The organism is Streptomyces sp. AMJ-169 (assembly GCF_055597585.1).
Map to the genome: position 1 here is coordinate 98,853 of NZ_JBVLTJ010000011.1, position 23,876 is coordinate 122,728.

The window sequence follows — 23,876 nt, forward strand, 5'->3', positions numbered from 1 at the left end:
ATATTCCGGCTGGTGGAAGATACAAATGGGCGGGGTGCTGCTCAGTTGCTTTCTATTTCGGTAACCAGTGCGTACGCCTGAGCCGCTATTTCCAGCTCCTCGTCCGTCGGCACGACCGCGACCGCCACCGGGGCCCCCGCCGGCGAGATCAGCCGGGCGTCGCCGCCGCGTACGGCGTTCAGCGCCGGGTCGACCCCGATGCCGAAGGCGCCGAGGCCCGCTGTGGCGGCCTCCCGCACCTCGGCGGCGTTCTCCCCGACCCCGGCGGTGAACGCGATCGCGTCGACCTTTCCGAGCACCGCGCAATACGCGCCGATGTACTTCTTCAGCCGGTGAATGTAGATCTCGAAGGCGAGCCGGGCCTGTTCGTCACCCTCGTCGATCCGCCGCCGGATCTCCCGCATGTCGTTGTCACCGCACAGTCCGACAAGCCCGCTCTTCTTGTTGAGAAGAGTGTCGATCTCGTCGATGGACAATCCGCCAACCCGCGCCAAATGGAAGATGACGGCCGGGTCCAGGTCGCCCGACCGGGTCCCCATCACCAGCCCTTCCAGCGGCGTGAGCCCCATGGAGGTGTCCACGCACCGGCCGCCGCGCACGGCCGACGCGGAGGCCCCGTTGCCGAGGTGCAGCACGATCACATTGACGTCCTCGGGCGCTTTGCCGAGCAGTGCGGCGGTGGCGCGGGCGACGTACGCGTGGGAGGTGCCGTGGAAGCCGTAGCGGCGTACGCGGTGCTCGTCGGCGGTCTTCACGTCGATCGCGTACCGGGCGGCGGACTCCGGCATGGTCGTGTGGAACGCGGTGTCGAAGACGGCGACCTGGGGGAGGTCGGGGCGCAGGGCCTGGGCGGTGCGGATGCCGGTGAGGTTGGCGGGGTTGTGCAGCGGGGCGACGGGGATGAGCCGCTCGATCTCGGCGAGGACGGCGTCGTCGACGACCGTCGGCTGCGTGAACGTCTGCCCGCCGTGCACGACCCGGTGCCCGATCGCCGCCAGCTCCGGTGAGTCCAGGCCGAGTCCGTCCTTGGCCAGCTCCTCGGCGACGGCCTTCAGGGCGGCCTGGTGGCCGGCGATGGGGCCGACGGTCTCCCGGGTCCTGGCGTGCCGCACGTCCGTGTGCTTCAGCAGGGACGTCCGCTCCCCGATCCGCTCGACGAGCCCGGTCGCGAGCCGGCCGCCGTCGGCCATGTCCAGCAGCTGGTACTTCACCGACGAGGAGCCGGAGTTGAGGACGAGGACACGGGAGGCGGTCACTGGGCGGGGTCCTTCGGGGTCTGGGCCTGGATGGCGGTGATGGCGACGGTGTTGACGATGTCCTGGACGAGGGCGCCGCGCGAGAGGTCGTTGACCGGCTTGCGCAGCCCCTGGAGCACCGGCCCGACGGCGATGGCGCCGGCGGACCGCTGGACCGCCTTGTACGTGTTGTTGCCGGTGTTGAGGTCCGGGAAGATCAGCACGCTGGCCTGGCCCGCGACTTCGGACCCCGGCAGCTTGGTCGCGGCGACCGAGGGCTCGACGGCGGCGTCGTACTGGATGGGCCCCTCGATCCTCAGGTCGGGGCGGCGTTCGCGGACCGACTCGGTGGCCTCGCGGACCTTGTCGACGTCCGCGCCCGAGCCGGAGGTGCCGGTGGAGTACGACAGCATCGCGATCCGGGGGTCCACGCCGAACTGGGCTGCGGTGGCGGCCGATTGGACCGCGATGTCGGCCAACTGCCCCGCGTCCGGGTCGGGGTTGACCGCGCAGTCGCCGTAGACCAGGACCTTGTCGGCGAGGCACATGAAGAACACCGAGGAGACGATGGCGGCGTCCGGCTTGGTCTTGATGATCTCGAAGGCGGGGCGGATGGTCGCGGCGGTGGAGTGGACCGAGCCGGAGACCATGCCGTCGGCGAGGCCCTCCTGGACCATCAGGGTGCCGAAGTAGTTGACGTCGGCGACGACGTCGTAGGCCAGCTCGAAGGTCACCCCCTTGTGCGCCCTGAGCTGGGCGTACTTCTCGGCGAAAGTGTCGCGCAGGGGGCTCGTGGCCGGGTCGATCAGCCGGCAGTCGCCCAGGTCGATGCCGAGGTCGGCGGCCTTCTTGCGGATCGCGTCCTCGGGGCCGAGCAGGGTCAGTTCGCAGACCCCGCGCCGCAGCAGCACCTCGGCGGCGTGCAGGACGCGTTCCTCGGTCCCCTCGGGCAGCACGACCCGGCGCAGGTCGGAGCGGGCCTGTTCGAGGAGCTTGTGCTCGAACATCATCGGCGTGACGCGGTCGCTGCTGGGCGCGGAGACCCGCCTCAGGAGGCCGGCGGTGTCGACGTACCGCTCGAAGAGGCCCAGCGCGGTCTCCGCCTTGCGCGGGGTGGCCGCGCCGAGCCGGCCCTCCAGGGAGAAGAGCTGCTCGGCGGTGGGGAAGCTGGTCCCGGCGACCGACAGCACGGGCGTGCCGGGGGCGAGGCGGGCGGCGAGGGTGAGGACGTCGTCGCCGGGTATCTCGTCCAGGGTCAGGACGACGCCGGCGATGGGCGGGGTGCCGGCGCTGTGCGCGGCGAGCGCGCCGACGACCAGGTCGGCCCGGTCGCCGGGGGTGACGACCAGGCAGCCCGGGGTCAGCGCGGCCAGGAAGTTGGGGAGCATCGCGCCGCCGAAGACGAACCCGAGCGCGTCGCGGGCCAGCCCCGAGTCGTCGCCGAGGAGGACCTTCGCGCCGAGGGCGTGCTGGACCTGGGCGACGGTCGGCGCGGAGAGGGCGGGTTCGTCGGGCAGCACGTAGGAGGGGACGGGGAGCTTGTCCGCGAGCGCCTCGGCGAGCGCGTCGCGGTCCTCGCGGGCGACCCGGTTCACGACCATCGCCAGCACGTCGCAGCCCAGGCCCTCGTACGCGCGGAACGCGTTGTGGGTCTCGGCGCGGACCGACTCCACCGTCTGCTTGCGGCCGCCCACCACGGGGAGCACCGAGGCGCCGAACTCGTTGGCCAGCCGGGCGTTCAGGGCCAGTTCGTCGGGGAGCTGGGTGTCGGCGAAGTCGGTGCCGAGGACCAGGACGACGTCGTAGTCGCGGGCGACCTGGTGGAACCGGTCGACCAGGGTGGACACCAGCTCGTCGGTGCCGCGCGCCGCCTGGAGGCCGGCGGCCTCGTGGTAGTCCATGCCGTACGCCGTCGCCGGGTCCTGCGCGAGGCGGTAGCGGGCGCGCAGCAGGTCGAAGAGGCGGTCGGGGCTGTCGTGGACGAGGGGGCGGAAGACGCCGACCCGGTCCACTTGGCGGGTCAGGAGTTCCATGACGCCCAGGTCGACGACTTGGCGGCCGTCGCCGCGGTCGATTCCGGTCACGTATACGCTGCGCGTCACGCGGGACTCCGTTTCCTCTTCGTCTTCGTCACATCGACCGTACAAAAATCGCCCACACGGGTGAGCGAAACCCTCTTGACAATACCTCTGGGCCTGGATAAAGCGCCCGTCAGTGTCCGGGGTGCAAGGGGGGACACAGTGGTGTCACCGGGACATGAAAGAATCGGCCCGGCTCACCGGTTCCGACACCGAGCAGGAGACACAGCAGGATGCGCATCGGAGTTCTCACCGCAGGCGGCGACTGCCCCGGCCTGAACGCAGTCATCCGGTCCGTCGTACACCGGGCCGTCGACAATTACGGCGACGAGGTCATCGGCTTCGAGGACGGGTACGCCGGCCTCCTCGACGGCCGCTACCGGGGCCTGGACCTGGAGTCCGTCAGCGGCATCCTCGCCCGCGGCGGCACCATCCTCGGCTCCTCCCGCCTCGAGCGGGACCGGCTGCGGGAGGCGTGCGAGAACGCCTCCGACATGATCCACCAGTTCGGCATCGACGCCCTGATCCCCATCGGCGGCGAGGGCACGCTGACCGCCGCCCGGATGCTGTCCGACGCCGGGCTGCCGGTCGTCGGGGTGCCCAAGACCATCGACAACGACATCTCCTCCACGGACCGGACCTTCGGCTTCGACACGGCCGTCGGGGTCGCCACCGAGGCGATGGACCGGCTCAAGACGACCGCCGAGTCGCATCAGCGGGTGATGGTCGTCGAGGTCATGGGGCGGCACGCGGGGTGGATCGCCCTGGAGTCCGGGATGGCGGCCGGCGCGCACGGGATCTGCCTGCCCGAGCGGACCTTCGACCCCGCCGACCTGGTCAAGATGGTCGAGGAACGGTTCGCGCGCGGCAAGAAGTTCGCCGTCATCTGTGTGGCTGAGGGCGCGCATCCCGCCGACGGGACCATGAACTACGGCAAGGGCGCCATCGACCAGTTCGGCCACGAGCGGTTCCAGGGCATCGGGACGGCCCTCGCGCACGAGCTGGAGCGGCGGCTGGGGAAGGAGGCGCGGCCGGTGATCCTCGGGCACGTCCAGCGGGGCGGTACGCCCACCGCGTACGACCGCGTCCTGGCGACGCGCTTCGGCTGGCACGCCGTGGAGGCCGCGCACCGGGGGGAGTTCGGGCGGATGACGGCGCTTCGGGGGACGGATGTGGTGATGGTGCCGTTGGCGGAGGCGGTCACTGAGCTGAAGCGGGTGCCCAAGGACCGGATGGATGAGGCGGAGTCGGTGTTCTAGGGGGAGCGGGGCGGCGGGCGGCTTGGGCTTTGGGGACGTTGGCTCGGGCGAAGGCTTCGGCGGCTTGCAGGTAGGCGGCTCGGGATTCGTCGAGGCGGCCGATGCCCTTGTAGGCATGGGCAAGGTTGCTGAGGGTTCCTCCGTCGCTGTACCAGTCCTGGCGGACCTCAGGGCCTTGCCGTACCGGTCGCCGATGAGGTGAGCCGCTTCTCGCTCGATGGCCGAGACCGTCAGCCAGTCCTCGGTGTATCGCTGTCGGTCCGGATATATCGCCAGATGCCGGGCCGGCTGTATCACTTCTCGTGCGAACTGCTTCTCCCCGGCCCAGCGCACAGCGGCCACCAAACCCGGCCGTTCCCTGTCCAGCCGGTCCAATGCCTGCCTGTAGTTCTCGAAGAACTCCAGCATCCGGCCCCGCCCAGCGTCGTCCTCTGCTGCCGATTCTTCGTCTGCCGCGCTCAGTTCGGCCCCGAACGCCCTTACCAAGTCGTGTACTTGCCACTTCCCGTGGCCGTTTCTCAGCGCTGCGGCGAGGTGCCGGGCGGCCAGGTCCTCCAGCAGCGCAGGCGTGACATCCGCGTCGAGGTCAGCCAGAGCGGTGATGACCTCGGTGCTCACCTCTGCATCCGGTGCCAGACACAGCAACCTGAACAACCGGGCGAGTTCGGGCGGCAGACGCCGGTACGACGTTTCTACACCGGCCGTAGCGCGAGCGAGCGCCCATAGAGGTCCGGGCCGGGAACAGCCTTGTCCAGCGCGGCCGTCGGATCACTTGCCTTGCGGATCCCAGCGACCAGCGACGCGATATCCCGCTCCCGCTCAGGCCGATCGTCCCTCGGATCGGTCGAATGAAGGGCGTTGGTGATCAGCTCGACGGAGTCCTGTGGACGGAGGGTCCCAAGGGGATGACCCGGACCGGCAAGGAATCCGGACGGTCCCGGGAGGTGATCAGGACCCGGTGATGCTGTGCGCCGGCGAGCAACGGGACGTACTGTTCCGGATGCGCGGCATTGTCCAGAATCAGCAAGGTCAGCCTGCCAGTTGACGCCCGTTCATCGAGAAGCGCGCAGTGCAGATCATGCTGACGTTCTGCCGTCTGCGGCAGCTCTGTGCCCTGGACCCCAGCGCATCGAGCAACGCCAACACCGCCTGCTCGGCAGTCACCGGCGGAAGGGTCTCGTCGTAGCCGCGAAGGTCGACGAAGAGAGAGCCGCCGGGAAACCAGCCTTGATCACGTGCCCGGTGCCCCGCCTCCACGGCGAGAGCAGATCGTCCAACTCCGTTACCCGGCCGGTGAAATCGGGCGGCCGGGGCGGAAGAGTGGTCGTCGCACGCCGGACCGGGCCATGGGCGTGCCCCATTCACTCCCCGGTCTGCTTCCCGACGACGGTTCCGTAGAAAGTGCCCCCGCTGAGGTCGATGTGATCCCCGCCGTAGACAGCCCCTTTGGGGCGATGGGACTCCTCCTCGGAGTCGGAGCCCGCCCCCGCGCGCGGCTGATGCTTGCGCAGGATCGCCATGGCCGCCAACGCGGCCTGGACGGAAGCCTGTTCCTGGGAACCGGAAGCATCGGCCAAGTGCTTGTCGGCGTTGGCGAAGTCGCTGATCCCCCGGACCGCCAGCCAGTCCACCCGGCCATGGTTATGCGCTGCGCGGGCTGCCCCGGCGCTCTCCATCTCGATGGCGTAGGAGTCGTTGTAGTTGTGCCGGATGAACTCGGCGAAGGCGGAGCGGTCATCGGCGAGGACGACATCTCCACAGGCGATCGGCTTGAGGAAGTTCCGCACCTCAGGCAGCTGCCGCAGCGCCGAACGGGCCGCCTGGACAAGACGGTGCGAGCCCTGCCATGCCTCGGGCCGGACGGAGAAGTTCCCCGGTCCCTGCTTGCCGCCCTGGACGGCGTACACCTTGGTGCCGACGACGACATCGCCGATCTGGAGCTCGTCTTTGAGACCGCCCGCCACGCCGACGAACAGCAGGACCTCGGGTTTGAGCACGTTGAGGATCTGCGGCGTGAGAGAAGCCGCGTTCGCCGCGCCTTCGCCCAGATCTGCGACCGCGACTGTCCATCGCGCACCCTCAAGTCGCGCTTGCTCCATGAGAGTTCCGTCAGCCAGCGTGATTTCCTGCGGCTCTTTCAGATGCCGGAGCACGGCGTCGTACTCGACCGGCAGCGCGGTCAGGATCACGGCAGTGTGAGCTGTCTGCGGCACCCCTTTAAGGTACTGCCAAGCCGCAGAGGGAAGGGGCAAGTCGGGCAGGCCGAACAGGCGCAGATGCTGCTGGCGTTGTCGCTGGTGTGCTTGGTGCTGGGGTGGATGTACCTGGTCAACGAAGGGAAGATTTCCGCCATCGGGCGATACATCAGGGCCGAGTCGGGGCCTCAATTTGCTCAACTGGAACCATCTGAAGGTGAGTTCGAGGCATTCGGGTGGGAGCGGACACATCGGGCCGATGCTCGGCGCGGGTCTCGCAAGGTGATTCAGTGTTCTGGGCGGACAGAGGCGTCGGCGAGTTGCTCTTCTCCCTGTCCGTGCTGGAGGCGATGGGCGTGGTAGGGCTAGGGGCGCAGGTCGTGCTGTACGCGGCGCGGCCGATGGGGTGATGCCGTGAGCGTTTCGGATAATGCTGCCGCTCGGTACGGACAGGATCACGTCGACTTTCGCGGTGGGGTGTTTTCGGGAGAGGTGGTCGGCACTCAGACCGTCATTCATCAAGTCGTCACTGCTCTCGAATCGTTGTCTGGTCTGCCGCCCCGGCCAGGTGGGTTCACCGGGCGGGAGCGGGAGATCGAGATGTTGTTGGGGGAGCTTGCTCCCGGGCGGGTGACTGGCGGGTCGACGACGCTCGTGGCTGCGGTTTCCGGCCTCGGGGGGATCGGGAAGACGGCACTCGCTGTGGAGACGGCTCATCTGGCTTGTGGGCGGGGGTGGTTTTCCGGGGGTGTGCTCTTCATCGACCTGCATGGGTACGACGCCGAGCCGGTTACCGCCGACCGGGCGCTTCAGGCGTTGCTGCGAGCGTTGGGGATTCAGCCCGAGGACATTCCGGGGAGTCTGGATGAGCGGGCGGGGCTTTACCGGTCCGCGCTGGCTGCGAAGAGCGGGCCTGTTCTTGTCCTGGCCGACAACGCGTCGGCCCCGGAGCAGGTGCGTCCCTTGGTGCCGAATGACGCGCGGCACCATGTCTTGGTCACTTCCAGAGACCGGTTGCCCCAACTCGGCGCACGACTGGTGTCGTTGGACCAGCTCGCTCCTCAGGATGCGTATGACCTTCTTGATCGGGCGTTGTGTATCGCCGATCCGGGGGACAGCCGTATCGCCGAAGCCTCGCACGCGGCTCAACACCTCGTGGATCTGTGTGGACATCTTCCGCTGGCCCTGCAGATCGCCGCCGCGCTCCTGGCGGGGGACCCGGGGAGATCTGTTGCGGACCTGGTCGCGGAGTTGGGGGAGTCCCATGACCGGCTCGACCATCTCGACGACGGTGAACGCAGCGTTCGCGCGGCTTTCGACCTCTCTTATCGGCGGCTTCCGTCTGAGCAGGCAAGGTTGTTGAGACTGCTCGCCATCGCACCCGGCACTGAGGTCAGCACTGAGGTCATCTCCGCTCTTGCGGGCGGCGAGGCGTCTCCGGAAAGGGAGCTGAGGGCTTTGACTCGCGCGCATTTGGTGGAGCGGGGGAGCGGGGCGGGGTGGTGGCGGATGCATGACTTGGTGCGGGTGTTCGGCGTGGGAGCGGGGAAACGAGGGGAGAGGGATGCGGGGCGGGCACGAGTGCTGAGGTTCTATCTGCGTCGGGCCGGTGCGGCAGATGACTGGCTGCGGTTGTTGCCGGGCAAGCCGCAGCCGGAGTTGTTCGAGGGTCTCGGGCGGGCACTGACCTGGCTGGATACGGAACGGGCGGGGCTGGTCGTGGCGGTGGGGTGGGCGCGGGAAATGCCATCGGTGGAGCTGCCGGTGAAACTGGCGGCGAGCCTGTCCTTGTATCTGCGCCGACGGAGATATCTCGACGATCTGGTCGAGGTCGCGGACGCCGCGCGGAAAGTAGCTCATCGTATGGGTGACCAGGGAGAAGCCGTTGCGTGGACCAACTACGGAATCGCCCTCAGCGAGACAGGAAAGACGGCACAGGCGATCGAATGCTTCAATCGAGCCGGCGAGCTGTTTGAGATGGCCGGAGACCGATGGGGTGCGGCTCTGACACGGAACAACCTCGGCACCGCCTTGAGGGAGGCCGGCCGGAGCGAGGAAGCGATCGGGGCTCATACCGAGGCTCGTGACCTGTATCGGGAGCTCGGCGATCAGCGTTGTGAAGGGGTGGCGTGGAACAACCTTGGCATCGCCCTGCGGATGACCGGCCGGCTGAAAGAAGCGAGACAGGCTCACATCGAGGCCCGCGACTTGTATCGAGCCGTCGGCGACCGCAACCGTGAGGGCAGGGCGTGGAAAAACCTCGGCAGAGTCCTGCGCGAAATTGGGCGAGTGGAGGAATCGCTTGACGCGTATGACCGGGCTCTAAAAGCGTGCCAGGGTTTTGAGGACTGGTACGGCGAGGGGCGGACACTCTTCGGCATGGCTCTCTCCCGCGAGAAGTCTGAGAACCTTGCCCAGGCCCGCACTGCTTATCTCGATGCCGCCGACGCCTACATCCGCGCCAACGCTCCCCGAGAAGCCGCCACCGCCCAAGCTGCCGCCGCCCTCTTGAAAACGCCCCTCACTCCCCCCGCACCCACCGGTACTGCAACTCCGGCCGCCCCACCGCCCCGTACTGCGGGCTGCGGCCCGCTCTGCCCGCCTCCACCAGGTGTTCCAGGTAGCGGCGGGCGGTGATGCGGGAGATGCCGACGACCTCGGCGATCCCGGCGGCGGTGAGGCCCTCCGTCGCGTCCCGCAGCGCGACACTCACCCGCTCCAGGGTCGGGCCGCTCAACCCTTTGGGCAGGGTCACCGGGGACGGGGCCCGGAGGGCGGCCAGCGCGCGGTCGACCTCGTCCTGGCCGCTCGCCTCCCCGGCGGCGCCGCGGAACTCCGCGTAGCGCACCAGACGGTCCCGCAGCGTTGCGAAGGTGAACGGTTTCAGGACGTACTGGACGACGCCCAGCGAGACCCCTTCCCGTACGACCGCCAGGTCCCGGGCGGACGTCACGGCGATCACGTCCGCGTGATATCCGGCCGCCCGCAGGGAACGGGCCAGCTGGAGTCCGTGCCCGTCGGGCAGATGCAGATCGAGCAGCAGCAGATCGACGGCCGTACGCTCCAGCAGCCGCCGCGCCTCGGCCCCGGTGTGCGCCTTCCCGACCGCGACGAAACCCGGGACCCGGCCGACGTACAGGACATGGGCATCGGCGGCGACGGGGTCGTCCTCGACGACCAGCACTCGAATCCCAGGCTCACCTGTACTCATCGTCTGCCTCCAGAGGCACCGGAGACCTGGGCGGCGTTCGTCCCCAACGGCAACCGCACCACGAACTCCGCCCCGCCCCCCTCGGCCCCGGCCACCACCAGCGTCCCGCCCTGCCGTTGCACCGCCTGCCGGACCAGCGCCAGCCCCAGCCCCCGGCCCCCGGGACCGGACGGCTTTGTCGTGAAGCCGAGTTCGAAGACCCGCTCGGTGTCGCCGGCCCCGACGCCCTCCCCGGTGTCGGACACCTTCAGCACCAACTCCCCTTCGGGGGAGGCGAACGCGGTCACCGACACCCTCGCCCCCACGCTCCCCTGCGCCGCGTCCACGGCGTTGTCGATGAGGTTCCCCAGGATCGTGACGAGGTCCCGCGCGGGCAGCGACCCCGGCAGCACCCCGTCGTCCAGCCGGCTCTCCTCGGTCACCACCAGCTCCACCCCCCGCTCATTGGCCTGCGCCGTCTTGCCGAGCAGCAGCGCGGCCAGCACAGGCTCGCTCACCGCCGCCACCACCTGATCGGTCAGCGCCTGCGCCAGCTCCAGCTCCGCCGTCGCGAAATCCACCGCTTCCTCCGCCCGCCCGAGTTCGATCAGCGAGACGACGGTGTGCAGCCGGTTGGCCGCCTCGTGCGCCTGGGAGCGCAACGCCTGGGTGAAGCCCCGCTCAGAGTCCAACTCGCCCATGAGGGACTGGAGTTCCGTGACGTCCCGAAGAGTGACGACCGTCCCTCGCTGCTCACCGCCGGAGACGGGGGAGGTGTTGACCACAAGCACCCGCTCGGCCGTCAAGTGCACCTCGTCCACGCGCGGTTCGGAGGAGAGCAGCGCCCCGGTCAGCGGCGCGGGCAGCCCGAGGCCGGCGACCGAGTCACCGACCACCGCCCCCGACACCCCGAGCAACTCCCGCGCCCCGTCGTTGATCAGCGCCACCTTGTACCGCCCGTCCAGCATCAGCAGCCCCTCGCGCACGGCGTGCAGCGCGGCCTGGTGGTAGTCGTGCATACGGCTCAGCTCGCCCGCGTTCATGCCGTGGGTGTGGCGGCGCAGGCGGGCGTTGACGACGTACGTGCCGACCGCGCCCAGGGCCAGCGCGCCGGCCGCCACCCCGAGCAGCGCCGTCACCTGCTCCTGCACCCGCTCGCTGATCACCTCGATCTTGATGCCGGCGCTCACGAGCCCGATGATCCGGTCGTCCCCGGCGACCTCGTTGCCCCCGGCCCCTTCGGCGTAGACGGGCGTCACCGCCCGCACCGACTCCCCGAGCGTCCCCTTGTACGTCTCGGTGAACGACTCCCCGCGCACCGCCCGCTCGATGTGCCCCAGGAACTTCTGCCCGATCTGCGACTGATCGGGGTGCGTCCAGCGGATGCCCCGCGGATTCATGATCGTGACGAAGTCGACCTCGGTGTCCTTCATGACCTGGAGCGCGTACGGCTGCAACCGCGCCGACGGGTCGGACGTACCGATCGCCTCCCGCACCGACGGGGAGTCGGCCACCGCGCGGGCGACGGCCATCGCCTGGCGGCGGGCGGCGTCCTCGGCCTGGCGCTCGTCGCTGACGTAGCTGAAGAGCGCGTACCCGGCCACGAGCACCGCGATCAGCACGGCCTGCATGGCGAACAGCTGGCCCGCGAGGCTGCGGGGTCTCGGGAGGGGGATGCGCATACGGCCAGTCTGCCCCCCGGCGATGGCGTGAACTAAATGAACGGAAGGGTGACCGCCCTCACAAGCCGGGAGATAGTCACCGCATTCCCTTATCTCGCCCGGACGTGAGCCGCACGCCGGTTGTGATGCCGACGAAGACGTCAAGGAGGGCAGCCGTGGCCGCCAGCACCCCCGATACGGCACCCGCCGCTCCCGCTGTGAAGCGGGACCGCACCCACTATCTGTACATCGCCGTGATCGCCGCGGTCGCCCTCGGTATCGCCGTCGGCCTGATCGCCCCCGACTTCGCCGTCGAGCTGAAGCCCATCGGGACCGGGTTCGTCAATCTGATCAAGATGATGATCTCGCCGATCATCTTCTGCACGATCGTGCTCGGCATCGGTTCGGTCCGCAAGGCCGCCAAGGTCGGCGCGGTCGGCGGGATCGCCCTCGGCTACTTCGTGGTCATGTCGTTCGTGGCCCTCGCCGTCGGCCTGGTCGTCGGCAACATCCTGGAGCCGGGCACCGGGCTGCACATCACCGAGGCGATCAAGCACTCGGGTCAGGCGCAGGTCTCGGCCGAGGCCAAGGACACCACGGACTTCCTGCTCGGGATCATCCCGACCACGATCGTGTCCGCCTTCACCGGCGGCGAGGTCCTCCAGACCCTGCTGGTCGCCCTGCTCTGCGGGTTCGCGCTCCAGGCCATGGGCAACGCCGGGCAGCCGGTCCTGCGCGGGATCGAGCACATCCAGAAGCTCGTCTTCCGCGTCCTCGCGATGATCATGTGGGCCGCCCCGGTCGGCGCCTTCGGAGCCATGGCCGCCGTCACCGGCTCGGCCGGTGTCGACGCGCTGAAGAGCCTCGCGGTGCTGATGATCGGCTTCTACATCACCTGCTTCCTCTTCGTCTTCATCATCCTCGGCGCGCTGCTGCGGATCGTGGCCGGGCTGAACATCTTCGTCTTCTTCAAGTACCTGGCCCGCGAGTTCCTGCTGATCCTGTCGACCTCCTCCTCCGAGTCCGCGCTGCCGCGGCTCATCGCGAAGATGGAGCACCTGGGGGTCAGCAAGCCGGTCGTCGGCATCACCGTCCCGACCGGTTACTCCTTCAACCTCGACGGCACCATGATCTACATGACCATGGCGTCCCTGTTCATCGCCGACGCGATGGGCACCCCGATGGCCGTCGGCGAGCAGATCCCGCTGCTGCTCTTCCTGCTGGTCGCCTCCAAGGGCGCCGCCGGTGTCACCGGCGCCGGCCTCGCGACCCTCGCGGGCGGCCTCCAGTCCCACAAGCCGGCCCTGGTGGACGGCATCGGCCTCATCGTCGGCATCGACCGCTTCATGAGCGAGGCCCGCGCCCTCACCAACTTCGCGGGCAACGCCGTCGCGACCGTCCTGGTCGGCACGTGGACCAAGGAGATCGACAAGGAGCGGGTGAACCGGGTGCTCGCCGGTGAGCTGCCGTTCGACGAGAAGACGCTCCTCGACGACCACAACGGGCCCGCCGCCTCGGACGACGCCGGTGACGGTGACGCCGGCGCCGACGAGCGGCACGGCAACGGCGACAAGGCGCTGGCGAAGGCCTGACGCCCCCTGGACTCCGGAGGTCCGGCCCCGCCTGAACCGGGGCCGGGCCTCCGGCTGTATTGAAGAGCCGCTTTTGCCGAAGAACCCCGGACCGCCTGGTCCGGGGTTCTTTCCTGCCCTCGCCTACGCCCCGACCCGCTCCACCAGCTCCGTGGCCCTCCCCACCGGCACCCCCGAAGCCGTCAGCACCGCCACCGCCGCCGACCGCCCCGCCTCCCGCGTGTCCAGATACCCGTCGTTCACGGCCTCCATCAGCCCGAAGACGATCTGCTCGTGGACGTACGCGAGCGCGGGCGCCGACAGCGGGGAGACGAAGACGCCGTCGTCCAGCGCCTGCCGCAGCGTACGGACGTTCAACTCCCGTACCGGGCTGAGCCGTTCGCGGATGCCCTGCATGGTGACCGTGCGCTGGGCGAGGGCGACCAGCAGCCGGTAGCGGTCGGCGATCGACCAGATCGCGATCACCGAGCGCGCCACCGCCTCCGCCGGATCGCCGATCCCCTCGCGGGCGGCGCCGTGCACGGCGGCCAGCGACTGCGCGGCCTCGTCGACGAGGGTCGCGATCAGCGCCTCCCGGCTGGGGAAGTGGCCGTACACGGTCCGGCGTACGACGCCCGCCGCGCGGGCGATCTGGTCCATGGACGCGTCGGGGTCGCGCAGCAGCTCCGCCAGGGCGACGTCGAGGATGCGGCGGCGGTTGGCGTCGGCTCGGCTGCCGGTGGTCGGTGGGCTCCCGGGGGTCGTCATGGCGTTCATTCTGCCGTTCCCCTCACTCGGTCCTTTGACTTGCACAGTGCTGTGCAGCGGGCGTACATTGCACAGTGTTGTGCAATTGCACGGCCATGTGCAAACCAGCTCCGTGAGGAAGAGGAAGGCGACATCCATGCGACTCGTCATGAACCAGCCGGTCGAGGAGATGGAGCGGCCCTACGCCCGCCGCTGGTGGGCGCTCCTCGTCCTGTGCCTGAGCCTGCTGATCATCGTCATGGCGAACACGGCGCTCACCGTCGCCGCCCCCGACATGACCCGTGATCTGGGCCTGTCCAGCGCCGACCTCCAGTGGGTCATCGACGGCTACACCGTCCCCTACGCCGCGCTGATGCTCGTGCTCGGCGCGATCGGCGACAAGTACAGCCGGCGCGGGGCGCTCGTCCTCGGTCTGGTGATCTTCGGCGGCGGCGCGGTCTTCGGCTCCCTCGCCGACAGCTCCGCGACCGTCATCGCGGCCCGCGCCGTCATGGGCGTCGGCGCCGCCATGATCATGCCGGCCACGCTCTCCCTGCTCGCGGCGACCTTCCCGCGCGCCGAGCGGGCCAAGGCGATCACGCTGTGGACGGCCACCGCCGGGCTCGCCATCGCCGCCGGACCGCTGGTCGCGGGCGCGCTGCTCAAGCACAACGGCTGGTCCTCGACGTTCCTCATCAACGTCCCCGTCGCCGCGCTCGCCCTCGTCGGCGCCTTCGTCCTCGTCCCGCCGTCCAAGGCGCACGGCAAGGGCCGGATCGACTACACCGGCGGGCTGCTGTCGGTCGTCTGGATCGCCGCGCTCGTCTACATGATCATCGAGGGCCCGCACTTCGGCTGGCACGCCAAGGCGATCGGCGCCGCGGTGGTGGCGGCTGTGGGCCTGGTGCTGTTCGTCCTGTGGGAGCTGCGCGCCGCGCACCCGATCGTCGACGTCCGCCGCTTCACCGGCCGCCGCTTCGCCGGCGCCAACCTCGCCGTCGCCCTCTTCTTCCTGGCCGTCTTCGGCGCCTTCTACTACCTGACCCAGCACCTCCAGTTCGTCCTCGGCTACGACGCCTTCGCCACCGGCGTCCGCATGCTCCCCCTGGCCGGCGCGGTCTTCGTAGGCTCGGCCCTGACCGCCTACCTCACCCCGCGCCTCGGCATGAAGTGGACCGTCGGCGCAGGGATGCTGGGCGGTACGACGGCCCTGGCGCTGCTGACCCGGATCGACTCCGGTTCCTCGTACGCCGACCTCGTCGCCCCTCTGATCATCCTCGGCCTCGCCATCGGGCTCGCGCTCTCGCCCTGCACCGACGCGATCATGGGCGCTTTCCCCGAGTCCGAACTCGGCGTCGGCGGCGCGGTGAACGACACCTCGCTGGAGCTGGGCGGCTCGCTCGGCATCGCCATCCTCGGTTCGCTGCTGGCGACCTCGTACTCCGATCACCTCGCGGACGCGGCCAAGGGGAGCGGGCTCTCCGCCAAGACCCTGGAGACGGCGCAGGATTCGGTGGGCGCCGGGTACGCGGTCGCGCAGGGGGTCGCCGAGAAGGCGCAGCAGGTCGCCGCGCAGGCGGCGAAGGCCACGGATCCCGCGCAGGCGGCTCAGTTGAAGGAGCAGGCGGCGGGGCTCGCCAAGGGGGCGCGGCAGATGGCGGATGCCGTGGGGGCTTCGTTCTCGGACGCGGTCGCGCACACGAGTCTGGTCGGGGCTGTGATTCTGGGGGTGGGGACGGTGTTGGTGACGGTGTTGCTGCCGGGGAAGGAGAAGGCGGCTGTTTCTGAGGGGGCGGCTGCCGAGGAGCCCTCCGCCGAGAAGGAGAAGGAGCCGGTCGGCTGAGCTTCACGGAAACCTCTCACCCGTAACCGCTAACGTGCCGCTCCGGATCGAAACCGGAGCGGCACGTTTTTGGAGGTACGGGGGATGAAGATCGACTGGGACCGGCGGACCTGCGCGCGCAAGGGGCATGTCACCTACGCGCCCGACGATCCCCGGCTGCGCGTCCGACTGCACGCCAGGACCGCCCTCGGGGACGCCTGGCGCTGTCTGCGCTGCGGGGACTTCGCGCTGGGGGAGCCGCACGGCTCGGGTCCGGCGGGCGAGGCGCCGCTGGTGGCGCGCGGGAAGGTGCTGCGCGACCTGTTCATCCTGCGCTTCCTCGCCGTCGAACGGGCGGTGCGCGGGGTGTTCGTGGTCCTGGTCGCCGTCGCCGTATGGAAGTTCAGCAACAGCCAGGACGCCGTGCGCAGGCTCTTCAACGAGTATCTCGACGTGCTGCGGCCGGTGTTCGGGCACTTCCACTACGACCTCGACCACTCGCCGGTGGTCGGGTCGGTGCAGAAGGCGTTCGGGTACCGGCACAACACCCTTGTCCTGGTCGCCTCGTTGCTGCTCGTGTACGCGCTCATCGAACTCGTCGAGGCGGGCGGGCTCTGGTACGCCAAGCGCTGGGCGGAGTATCTGACCGTCGTCGCCACCGCCGCCTTCCTGCCGCTGGAGATCTATGAACTCACCGAACGCGTCAGCGGCTTGAAGATCGCGACCCTCGTCCTCAACATCCTCGCGGTGCTCTATATCGCCGTCGCCAAACGCCTGTTCGGCCTGCGCGGCGGACGCGGGGCGTTCGAGGAGGAACGGCGCAGCGCTTCACTGCTGGAGGTGGAGGCTTCGGCGGGGGTACCGGCCTAGCGACGGCCGGCCTCGCTGCTGTGTTCGGGTGAAAGCGCAAGCGTGTTCGGCGATCATCGGCTGATCGGGTCAGGGCGCAGGGATATATCGACCGCAGATGTCCCCGAGACCCGAAAGGTGGCCGCATGTCCCCTGGCCGCGTCAGTCGTAGCAGAAGATCCCGCGCACCGGTCGCCGCCGCCGCGCTGCTCGCCGTCGTGGGGGCGCTGACCGCCGCGCCCCCGGCCGCCGCCCGCGATGAACTCCCCTGGTCCGTCGTGTCGTTGGGCGACAGCTACATCTCGGGTGAAGGCGGGCGCTGGTACGGCAACGCCGCCGGCGCCAAGAAGATCCCCGGCGACCGGTACGGCACCGACCGGGGCTGGGACGGGACCGGCGCGGGCTGTGTGGCGTCGGGGGCGAAGGCGACCACGGGGCTGTACTGCTACCAGCCGGGCCTCGCCTACCCGCAGAGCTACATGGACCGGGGCGTCAACTGGGACCCGGCCAACTCCGAGCAGGGCTGCGACCGTTCGGACATCGCGGAGATCCGCGAACTCGCCCGGCGGCTCAACACGGGCCTCACCCCCGGCGCCGCCGGCTACTACCAGCCGGCCAACCTCGCCTGCTCCGGCGCCGAGACGAAGGACATCCTCAACGGCGGTTTCAAGGGCCAGCAGAGCCAGCTCGCCGATCTGCGCGCGCACGCCGGCAAGAACCACGTCAAGCTGATCGTGCTCTCCATCGGCGGCAACGACATGCAGTTCGGCCCGATCGCCGAGCGCTGCGCCAAGGAGTACGTGGCCCTGGGCCGGCTGGCCAAGTGCGTCGGCCGCCGGACGGCCCAGCTGGAGGCCGGGCTGAAGACGACCCAGGCGAGCGTCACGGACGTGCTCAAGAAGATCAAGGAGACGATGGCGGAGGCCGACTACGACGACTACCGCATCGTCCTCCAGGGCTATCCGCAGTTCCTGTCCACCGTGAACAACAACCGCTACGCCGGGAACGGCCTCTGGCCCCGGCAGCGGCTGCTCGCCGGCGGCTGCCCCTACAGCGACGCCGACCTCCGCACCATCCGCGAGTGGGTGACCAAGTTCTCCCGCGCCCTGCGCAAGGCCGCCCACGCCGCGAGCGAGGACGGCGTCAACATCGATTTCCTCCAGCTGACCCACGCGTTCGACGGGCACGAGGTGTGCGCCGCCAAGTCCGGCTCCACCGCGATCATCCAGGCCGACGAGAGCCACCGCGCCTCCGACGGCACGAGCGCCACGATGGAGTGGGTGCGCTACGTCACCCTCGGCTCCGAGGGCAGCCTGCTGCCGGGCCAGGGCCAGCAGCAGGAGTCCCTGCACCCCAACGCCTTCGGCCAGAAAGCGCTCGGCAAGTGCCTGAGCCTGCTGTTCGCGAAGGCCTCGGGCCAGTACACGTGCAAGAACACACCGGGGAAGGACTACGAGCGGATGAAGGTCACGCGGCTGAAGGCGGCGGCCGAATGAGCCGGTTCACCGGCCGGCGGGCCGCCGTGCTCGGCGCCGCCCTCGCGCTGCTGCTCGGTGCCCCCGCCCCGGCCCGCGCCGCCACCGGCGACATCGACCCCGGCTCCGGCATCGTCTACAAGATCAAGGCCCAGACGAACCCCGCCCTGTGCATGAACATCGCCAACGGCAGCTTCAGCGCCGGAAACAACATCGAGATCGTCGACTACTACTGCGCGAACTTCGACACCAACGTGGCGGAGAAATGGACCCTCGCCGCCGACGGCACCCTGCGGGTGAACGGCTACTGCCTCCAGCGCGGCGGCCTCGCCAACGGCAGCTGGGCCAAGATCCAGGACTGTTCGGGCAACCCCGACCAGCAGTGGCGGCGCGGCTTCGGCGGCCAGCTCTACAACCCGGAGACGAACCTCTGCCTGACCGCGTTCCAGGTGAACTCCGCCCAGGACCTCCAGACCCGGACCTGTGACGACGGGGACACCGGCCAGAACTGGATCTTCGACGCCTACCGCGGCACGGACAACTCCCTGACCACCGGCAAGGTCTTCGGCCTCGGCGGCCAGTGCGCGGTGTGGTTCTACCTCGTCGACGGCGCACAGCCCACGAACGGCTCCTCGGTGAAGGTCAACCCGTGCGACGAGTCCCGCGTCAAGGTGCCGCAGTGGACGATCGGCGCCGACGGCTCCCTGCGCGCCTGGTACCTGGACGGCAAGGGGGCCGCCACCGAGTCGCACAGCTGCCTGGGCATCGCGGGCGGCGCGGCCGACTCCGGCGCGGACGTCACCGTATGGCAGTGCAACGGCACGCCCACCCAGGAGTGGTGGCCGCAGTCCGACGGGTCGCTGCTCAGCCCGGCGACCGGGCTCTGCCTGGCCGCCGACACCTCCGCCGTGTCCCCGCTCGGCGAGAAGAACCTGCTCAAGGCCAAGACCTGCGACCAGTCCGCGTCCCAGGTGTGGTCCCTGCCCGCCGATGCCGAAGCCTAGAGAGGACCGGCCGATGAGAAGACTCCGAGGCGCCTTCGCCGCGGCGCTCGCGGCGGCGCTGCTGTGCGCGCCGGGCCCGGCCGCCGCCGACCCCCAGCCGACCGGCGCCACCGGCCCGATCCTGGCGGAGAACGGCAAGTGTCTGGTCGTCCTGAACTGGAACACCGCCGACAACTCCGACCTGATCACCTACAGCTGCGGGCCCGACGGCCAGCCCAACCAGATCTGGACCCACTACGACGACGGGACGCTGCGCGGCCTCGCCGGCAAGTGCGTCTCCGTCCGCGGGGACGGCGTCGACGCCGGGACCGGCGCGGTCCTGTCCACCTGTGCCGGGAGCAACGGGCAGAAGTGGACGCCGGGTCCGGACGGCACCCTCGTCAACCCCTGGTCCGGGCGCTGTCTCCAGGCGATGGCCCCGGGCGTCGACGGCGGCGGCATCACCATGCAGGACTGCGACCCGACCGTCTCCGCCCAGCGCTGGGCGAAGGAGTCATGGGCCGCGCCGCCGGGGCAGCCGGTCGCCGGCCTGGCCGACAAGTGCATGGACGCCGGTGGCCGCGACACCGCGTTCACCTCCCGCGTGACCCTGTGGGAGTGCGACGGATCCGCCGGGCAGCGCTGGAGCGTGGGCCGGGGCGACGGCCGGCTGATGGCTCTCGGCAAATGCCTGGCCGCGAGTTCGGGCACCGACGCCGGGACCCCGCTGGAGCTGGCCGTCTGCGACACCACCAGCGAGTCGCAGCACTGGTTCGTGGAGCGCGCCGGCACCTTGCGCAACACGGCCGCCGGCCGCTGCGCCGCCGTCAGCGCGGCCGCGTCCGCCGACGGCACCGACCTGGTCCTCGCCGACTGCGGTACGGGCGACGAGCAGATCTGGCAGGTGCTCCCGCCCCAGTAGTTCCACGGCATAAAGAAATCCCCCGGGCATTGCGCCCGGGGGTTTTCTCTGGGTATATTCAATGATTCGCGACTTCATTTAAATGGGATCGCGAAGAAGCTCGATAAACACAGTGTATCCGGCCGGGAGTGGAATTGTCAAACGCCGACTTTCAAGACCGTGAAATGCGCGCGGAGCAGGAATTCATCGACGGACTGTACGCGCGCGTGGACGCCCTGCGCGGGGACGCGGAGACGTCCGTCACGGACGCCCTCGCCCAGGGGAACACGCCGATGCAGGCGCGGCTCGAGCGGGACATCCTGGTCGCCGAGCGGTCGGGGCTGCTCGCCGCGCTGAACGCGGTCGACGGGTCGCTGTGCTTCGGGCGGATCGACCTCGCGGGGGAGGCATCCGGGAACAGGCACCACCACATCGGCCGCATCGGCCTGCGCCTCGACGACGCCGAGCGCACCCCCGTCCTCATCGACTGGCGCGCCGACGTCGCCCGCCCCTTCTACCTCGCCACCGGCCACACCCCGATGGGCCTGCGCCGCCGCCGGCACCTCAGCACCGACGGCCGTACGGTCACCGCGCTGCACGACGAGATCCTCGACCTCGGCGACCAGGAGCGCACCGGCCACGAGGACCCCACCGGCGACGCCGTCCTCCTCGCCGCCCTGGGCGCCGCGCGCACCGGCCGGATGAGCGACATCGTGCAGACCATCCAGGCCGAACAGGACGAGATCATCCGGGCCCCGCACCGGGGAGTGCTCGTCGTCGAGGGCGGCCCCGGCACCGGCAAGACGGCCGTCGCCCTGCACCGGGCGGCGTATCTCCTGTACGAGCACCGGGAGTTGCTCGCCAAGCGGGCCGTCCTCATCGTCGGCCCCAACCCCGCCTTCCTCGGCTACATCGGCGAGGTGCTGCCCGCGCTCGGCGAGACCGGCGTGCTGCTCGCTACCGTCGGCGAGCTCTACCCGGGCGTCAAGGCGAGCGCCGCCGACACCCCCGAGGCGGCTGCCGTGAAGGGCCGCGCGGACATGGCGGACGTGCTCGCCGCCGTCGTCCGCGACCGGCAGGCGCTGCCCGATCCGGTGGTGACCGTCGAGCACGACCGGGAGGTGCTGATGCTGGACGAGGGGCTGGCCGCCGTCGCCCGGGAGCGGACGCGGGCCGCCGGGCTGCCGCACAACCTCGCGCGCGAGTACTTCGAGGGCCATCTCCTCAACACGCTCACCGAGTTGTACGCCGAGCGCGTCGGCACCGACCCCTACGACGGGTCCAGCCTGCTCGACGCGAGCGACGTCACACAGATCCGCGACGAACTCGCCGAGAACCCTGAATTCTGGTCCGCCGTCGACGAGTTGTGGCCGGTGCTGTCCCCCCGCCGGGTCCTCGCCGACTTCCTCGCCGAGCCGGAGAAATATCTGACCACCACCGACGCCGCTGCCATCCGGCGGCCCGTCACCCGGGCCTGGACGGTCGCCGACGTGCCCCTCCTCGACGAACTCGCCGAACTCCTCGGCGCCGACGACCGGTTGCGGCGCGAGCGGGCCGACAAGGAGCGCTCCGAGCAAATCGCGTACGCGCAGGGCGTGCTGGACGTCTCCTACGCCTCGCGGACGTACGAGTTCGAGGACCGGCACGACGACGACTCCGAGGTGCTGTCGGCCCACGACATCATCGACGCCGAGCGGTTCGCCGAGCGGCACGAGGAGGAGGACCTGCGCAGCGCCGCCGAACGCGCGGCGGCCGACCGGACCTGGGCGTTCGGGCACATCATCGTCGACGAGGCGCAGGAGCTGTCCCCGATGGCGTGGCGGCTGCTGATGCGGCGCAGCCCGACCCGGTCCATGACCCTGGTCGGCGACCCCGCGCAGACCGCCGAGGCGGCCGGCGTCGGCTCCTGGCAGGACATCCTCCAGCCGTACGTCGAGGACCGCTGGGCCCACACCCGCCTCGGCGTCAACTACCGCACCCCCGCCGAGATCATGGCGGTCGCCGCGGCCGTCGTCCAGGCCGAACGCCCCGGCTTCGAACCGCCGAAGTCCGTCCGCGGCACGGGAGTCGAGCCCTGGTCCCGGCAGGCGGACGACCTTCCGGGCGCCGTCGCCGAGGCGGCCCGCGAACTGACGCCCGCCGAGGGGCGGCTCGCGGTGATCGCGCCGCGCGCCCTGCACCGGGCGCTCGCCGCCCGCCTCGACGGGGTCACCGCCGGCGCCGAACCCGACCTGACCCGGTCCGTCGTCCTGCTGGACCCCCGCCAGTCCAAGGGGCTGGAATTCGACTCCGTGCTGGTCGTCGAGCCGGGCGAGTACGGCACCAGTGACCTGTATGTCGCGCTCACCCGGGCCACCCAGCGGCTCGGCGTGGTCCACACCAGGCCGTTGCCGCGCGCACTTGCCGGGACGCTTATGCCACGCAGGATCACCAAGCAGTAACAGTTCTTGTCATGGTCACCGCTCGTGCACGGCCGGTGAGGTAAGCGTGGCGGTATGAACCCCCCACCGCGCACCACCCCACCGGCCGACGACCGAGAGATCTCCGGGATACCCGTGGAACCCCTGCTCACCGCCGAGTTCGACGCCAACCCCGGCGCCGTCTACGAACGCCTGCGCCACGCCCACGGCTCCGTGGCCCCCGTCTCCCTGCTCGGCGTGCCCGTATGGCTCGTTCTCGACTACCGCGACGTCCTCGACGTGCTGCGCAACGAAGGCCAGTGGCGCCGGGACGTCCGCTACTGGCGCGCCCACGCGCAAGGCCGGCTCCCGGCCGACTGGCCGCTGCTGGCCGGGTACGAGGTCCGGCAGACGATGTTCATGGACGCCGACGAGCACGCCGCCGCCCGGAAAACCCTGCACACCGCCCTCGCCCCCTTCCAGAACGCCCGCACCCCGCAGGGCTGGGAGCTGCGCCAGGCCGTGTCCCGGTACGCCGACCAGCTCGTCGGACTGCTCGCCGCCGAGTCCGGCACGACCGGCTCCGCCGACCTCGGCGCCCAGTACACCCGGCCGCTGCTGCTGATGGTCACCACGAAACTCTTCGGCTGCCCCGTCGACCTCGGCGACGAACTCGTCATGGACCTCTGGCGGATGCTCGACGGCGGCCCCGACGCCGGCGCCGCCACCGGCCGTGCCCTGACCGCCTTCACCCGCCTCGCCGCCCACCGCCGCGAACGCCCCGGCGACGACCTGACCTCCTATCTCCTGCTCGCCGACCCGGAGTTGAGCGACGAGCAGCTGGCCCGCGAACTCTTCATGCACGCCGTCTACCTGAACGACATCACCGGCAACATGGTCCTCAACACCCTCCTCGAAGTGCTGCGCGGCAACGCGACCGTCCGCCGCAGCCTCTCCGCCGGGCAGCTCGGCGAGACCGTCAACCGGGCCGCCCTCGCCAACCCGCCGGTCGCCAACATGTGCTTCCGCTTCGCCGCCCGCGACATCCAGATGGGCAACTACCTGATCCGCGCCGGGGACGCCGTCTGCGCCTCGGCCGCCGCCGCCCACCGGGACCTGCTCGCCCTCGGCGCCTCCCACATGGTCGGCTCCACCGTCTCCACCCGCGCCCACCTCGGCTGGGGCGCGGGTCAGCACCAATGTCCGGCCGCCGCCCGCGAGCTCGGGACTTTACTGGTCACGACCGCCGTCGGGCGCGTCTTCGACCACTTCACCCAGCTCGAACTCGCCCTGCCGCACGACCAGTTGCCGTGGCGGTCGGGGGCGGTCGTACGGGGGCTGCGGGTGCTGCCGGTGCGCTACGAACTGGACCGCTACACCGTCCCGCCCCGCCCGGCGTCCCTCTCCGCCGCGGACGCCGAACCGGAGGCGAAGGGGCTGCTGGCGGCGCTGAAACGGATGATGTTCGGGGTGAAGAAGGACAACTACGGCTAACTAGGGCCTGGTGGGGG

Annotated in this window: 17 protein-coding genes; 10 read left to right on the top strand and 7 right to left on the bottom strand. The window is 70.1% G+C overall.

The window, feature by feature from the left end; translation table 11 throughout:
- Window positions 1–41: 41 nt before the first annotated feature.
- Window positions 42–1,256, bottom strand: coding sequence for an acetate kinase (locus tag ACYUD3_RS26110; protein WP_470974447.1), 1,215 nt, complete (start codon window positions 1,254–1,256; stop codon window positions 42–44).
- On the bottom strand, window positions 1,253–3,337 hold the full coding sequence (gene pta, locus ACYUD3_RS26115; protein WP_470974450.1) for a phosphate acetyltransferase: 2,085 nt from the start codon (window positions 3,335–3,337) through the stop codon (window positions 1,253–1,255). The genes ACYUD3_RS26110 and pta overlap by 4 nt, the downstream gene beginning before the upstream one ends.
- A 209-nt stretch (window positions 3,338–3,546) precedes the next feature.
- Here pta and ACYUD3_RS26120 point away from each other — a divergent pair, with 209 nt between their 5' ends.
- On the top strand, window positions 3,547–4,572 hold the full coding sequence (locus ACYUD3_RS26120; RefSeq protein WP_470974453.1) for an ATP-dependent 6-phosphofructokinase: 1,026 nt from the start codon (window positions 3,547–3,549) through the stop codon (window positions 4,570–4,572).
- Window positions 4,573–5,601: 1,029 nt separating this feature from the next.
- On the opposite strand, the gene ACYUD3_RS26125 is transcribed toward ACYUD3_RS26120, so the two are convergent.
- The gene (locus ACYUD3_RS26125; RefSeq protein WP_470974456.1) at window positions 5,602–5,829 is read right to left on the bottom strand and encodes a hypothetical protein; all 228 of its coding nucleotides are present in this window, start codon (window positions 5,827–5,829) and stop codon (window positions 5,602–5,604) included.
- Window positions 5,830–5,933: 104 nt separating this feature from the next.
- The gene (gene mtnN, locus ACYUD3_RS26130) at window positions 5,934–6,761 is read right to left on the bottom strand and encodes a 5'-methylthioadenosine/S-adenosylhomocysteine nucleosidase (RefSeq protein ID WP_470974458.1); all 828 of its coding nucleotides are present in this window, start codon (window positions 6,759–6,761) and stop codon (window positions 5,934–5,936) included.
- Between the two features lie 420 nt (window positions 6,762–7,181).
- Here mtnN and ACYUD3_RS26135 point away from each other — a divergent pair, with 420 nt between their 5' ends.
- Window positions 7,182–9,404 (top strand): tetratricopeptide repeat protein, encoded by a 2,223-nt coding sequence (locus tag ACYUD3_RS26135; RefSeq protein ID WP_470974461.1) that lies wholly within the window; start codon window positions 7,182–7,184, stop codon window positions 9,402–9,404.
- Here ACYUD3_RS26135 and ACYUD3_RS26140 read toward each other — a convergent pair.
- Together ACYUD3_RS26140 and ACYUD3_RS26145 are read right to left on the bottom strand one after the other, a co-directional pair.
- Window positions 9,289–9,978 (bottom strand): response regulator, encoded by a 690-nt coding sequence (locus ACYUD3_RS26140; protein ID WP_470974463.1) that lies wholly within the window; start codon window positions 9,976–9,978, stop codon window positions 9,289–9,291. The two genes, ACYUD3_RS26135 and ACYUD3_RS26140, sit on opposite strands and share 116 nt — an antisense overlap.
- The gene (locus tag ACYUD3_RS26145; protein WP_470974465.1) at window positions 9,975–11,639 is read right to left on the bottom strand and encodes a sensor histidine kinase; all 1,665 of its coding nucleotides are present in this window, start codon (window positions 11,637–11,639) and stop codon (window positions 9,975–9,977) included. The genes ACYUD3_RS26140 and ACYUD3_RS26145 overlap by 4 nt, the downstream gene beginning before the upstream one ends.
- Before the next feature lie 125 nt (window positions 11,640–11,764).
- On the opposite strand from ACYUD3_RS26145, the gene ACYUD3_RS26150 reads away from it, so the two are divergent.
- On the top strand, window positions 11,765–13,210 hold the full coding sequence (locus ACYUD3_RS26150; RefSeq protein WP_470974467.1) for a cation:dicarboxylate symporter family transporter: 1,446 nt from the start codon (window positions 11,765–11,767) through the stop codon (window positions 13,208–13,210).
- 123 nt (window positions 13,211–13,333) lie between these two features.
- Here the strand turns inward: ACYUD3_RS26150 and ACYUD3_RS26155 are convergent, their stop codons facing one another.
- Window positions 13,334–13,966: a TetR/AcrR family transcriptional regulator gene (locus ACYUD3_RS26155; protein WP_470974470.1), complete on the bottom strand. Its 633-nt coding sequence runs from the start codon at window positions 13,964–13,966 to the stop codon at window positions 13,334–13,336.
- A gap of 127 nt (window positions 13,967–14,093) precedes the next feature.
- On the opposite strand from ACYUD3_RS26155, the gene ACYUD3_RS26160 reads away from it, so the two are divergent.
- The 7 genes from ACYUD3_RS26160 (at window position 14,094) to ACYUD3_RS26190 (ending at window position 23,859) form a co-directional block, all read left to right on the top strand.
- Complete coding sequence (locus ACYUD3_RS26160) at window positions 14,094–15,779, top strand: MFS transporter (RefSeq protein WP_470974473.1); 1,686 nt, start codon at window positions 14,094–14,096, stop codon at window positions 15,777–15,779.
- A gap of 84 nt (window positions 15,780–15,863) precedes the next feature.
- On the top strand, window positions 15,864–16,628 hold the full coding sequence (locus ACYUD3_RS26165; RefSeq protein ID WP_470974475.1) for a DUF2127 domain-containing protein: 765 nt from the start codon (window positions 15,864–15,866) through the stop codon (window positions 16,626–16,628).
- Between the two features lie 125 nt (window positions 16,629–16,753).
- Complete coding sequence (locus ACYUD3_RS26170) at window positions 16,754–18,103, top strand: GDSL-type esterase/lipase family protein (RefSeq protein ID WP_470974477.1); 1,350 nt, start codon at window positions 16,754–16,756, stop codon at window positions 18,101–18,103.
- Window positions 18,100–19,086, top strand: coding sequence for an RICIN domain-containing protein (locus ACYUD3_RS26175; RefSeq protein ID WP_470974480.1), 987 nt, complete (start codon window positions 18,100–18,102; stop codon window positions 19,084–19,086). The genes ACYUD3_RS26170 and ACYUD3_RS26175 overlap by 4 nt, the downstream gene beginning before the upstream one ends.
- A 13-nt stretch (window positions 19,087–19,099) precedes the next feature.
- Window positions 19,100–19,987 (top strand): ricin-type beta-trefoil lectin domain protein, encoded by an 888-nt coding sequence (locus ACYUD3_RS26180; protein WP_470974483.1) that lies wholly within the window; start codon window positions 19,100–19,102, stop codon window positions 19,985–19,987.
- A gap of 164 nt (window positions 19,988–20,151) precedes the next feature.
- Window positions 20,152–22,407, top strand: a complete 2,256-nt coding sequence (locus tag ACYUD3_RS26185; RefSeq protein WP_470974485.1) for a HelD family protein — start codon at window positions 20,152–20,154, stop codon at window positions 22,405–22,407.
- A 54-nt stretch (window positions 22,408–22,461) separates the two neighbouring features.
- Window positions 22,462–23,859, top strand: a complete 1,398-nt coding sequence (locus tag ACYUD3_RS26190; protein ID WP_470974487.1) for a cytochrome P450 family protein — start codon at window positions 22,462–22,464, stop codon at window positions 23,857–23,859.
- The last annotated feature ends 17 nt before the right edge of the window (window positions 23,860–23,876 follow it).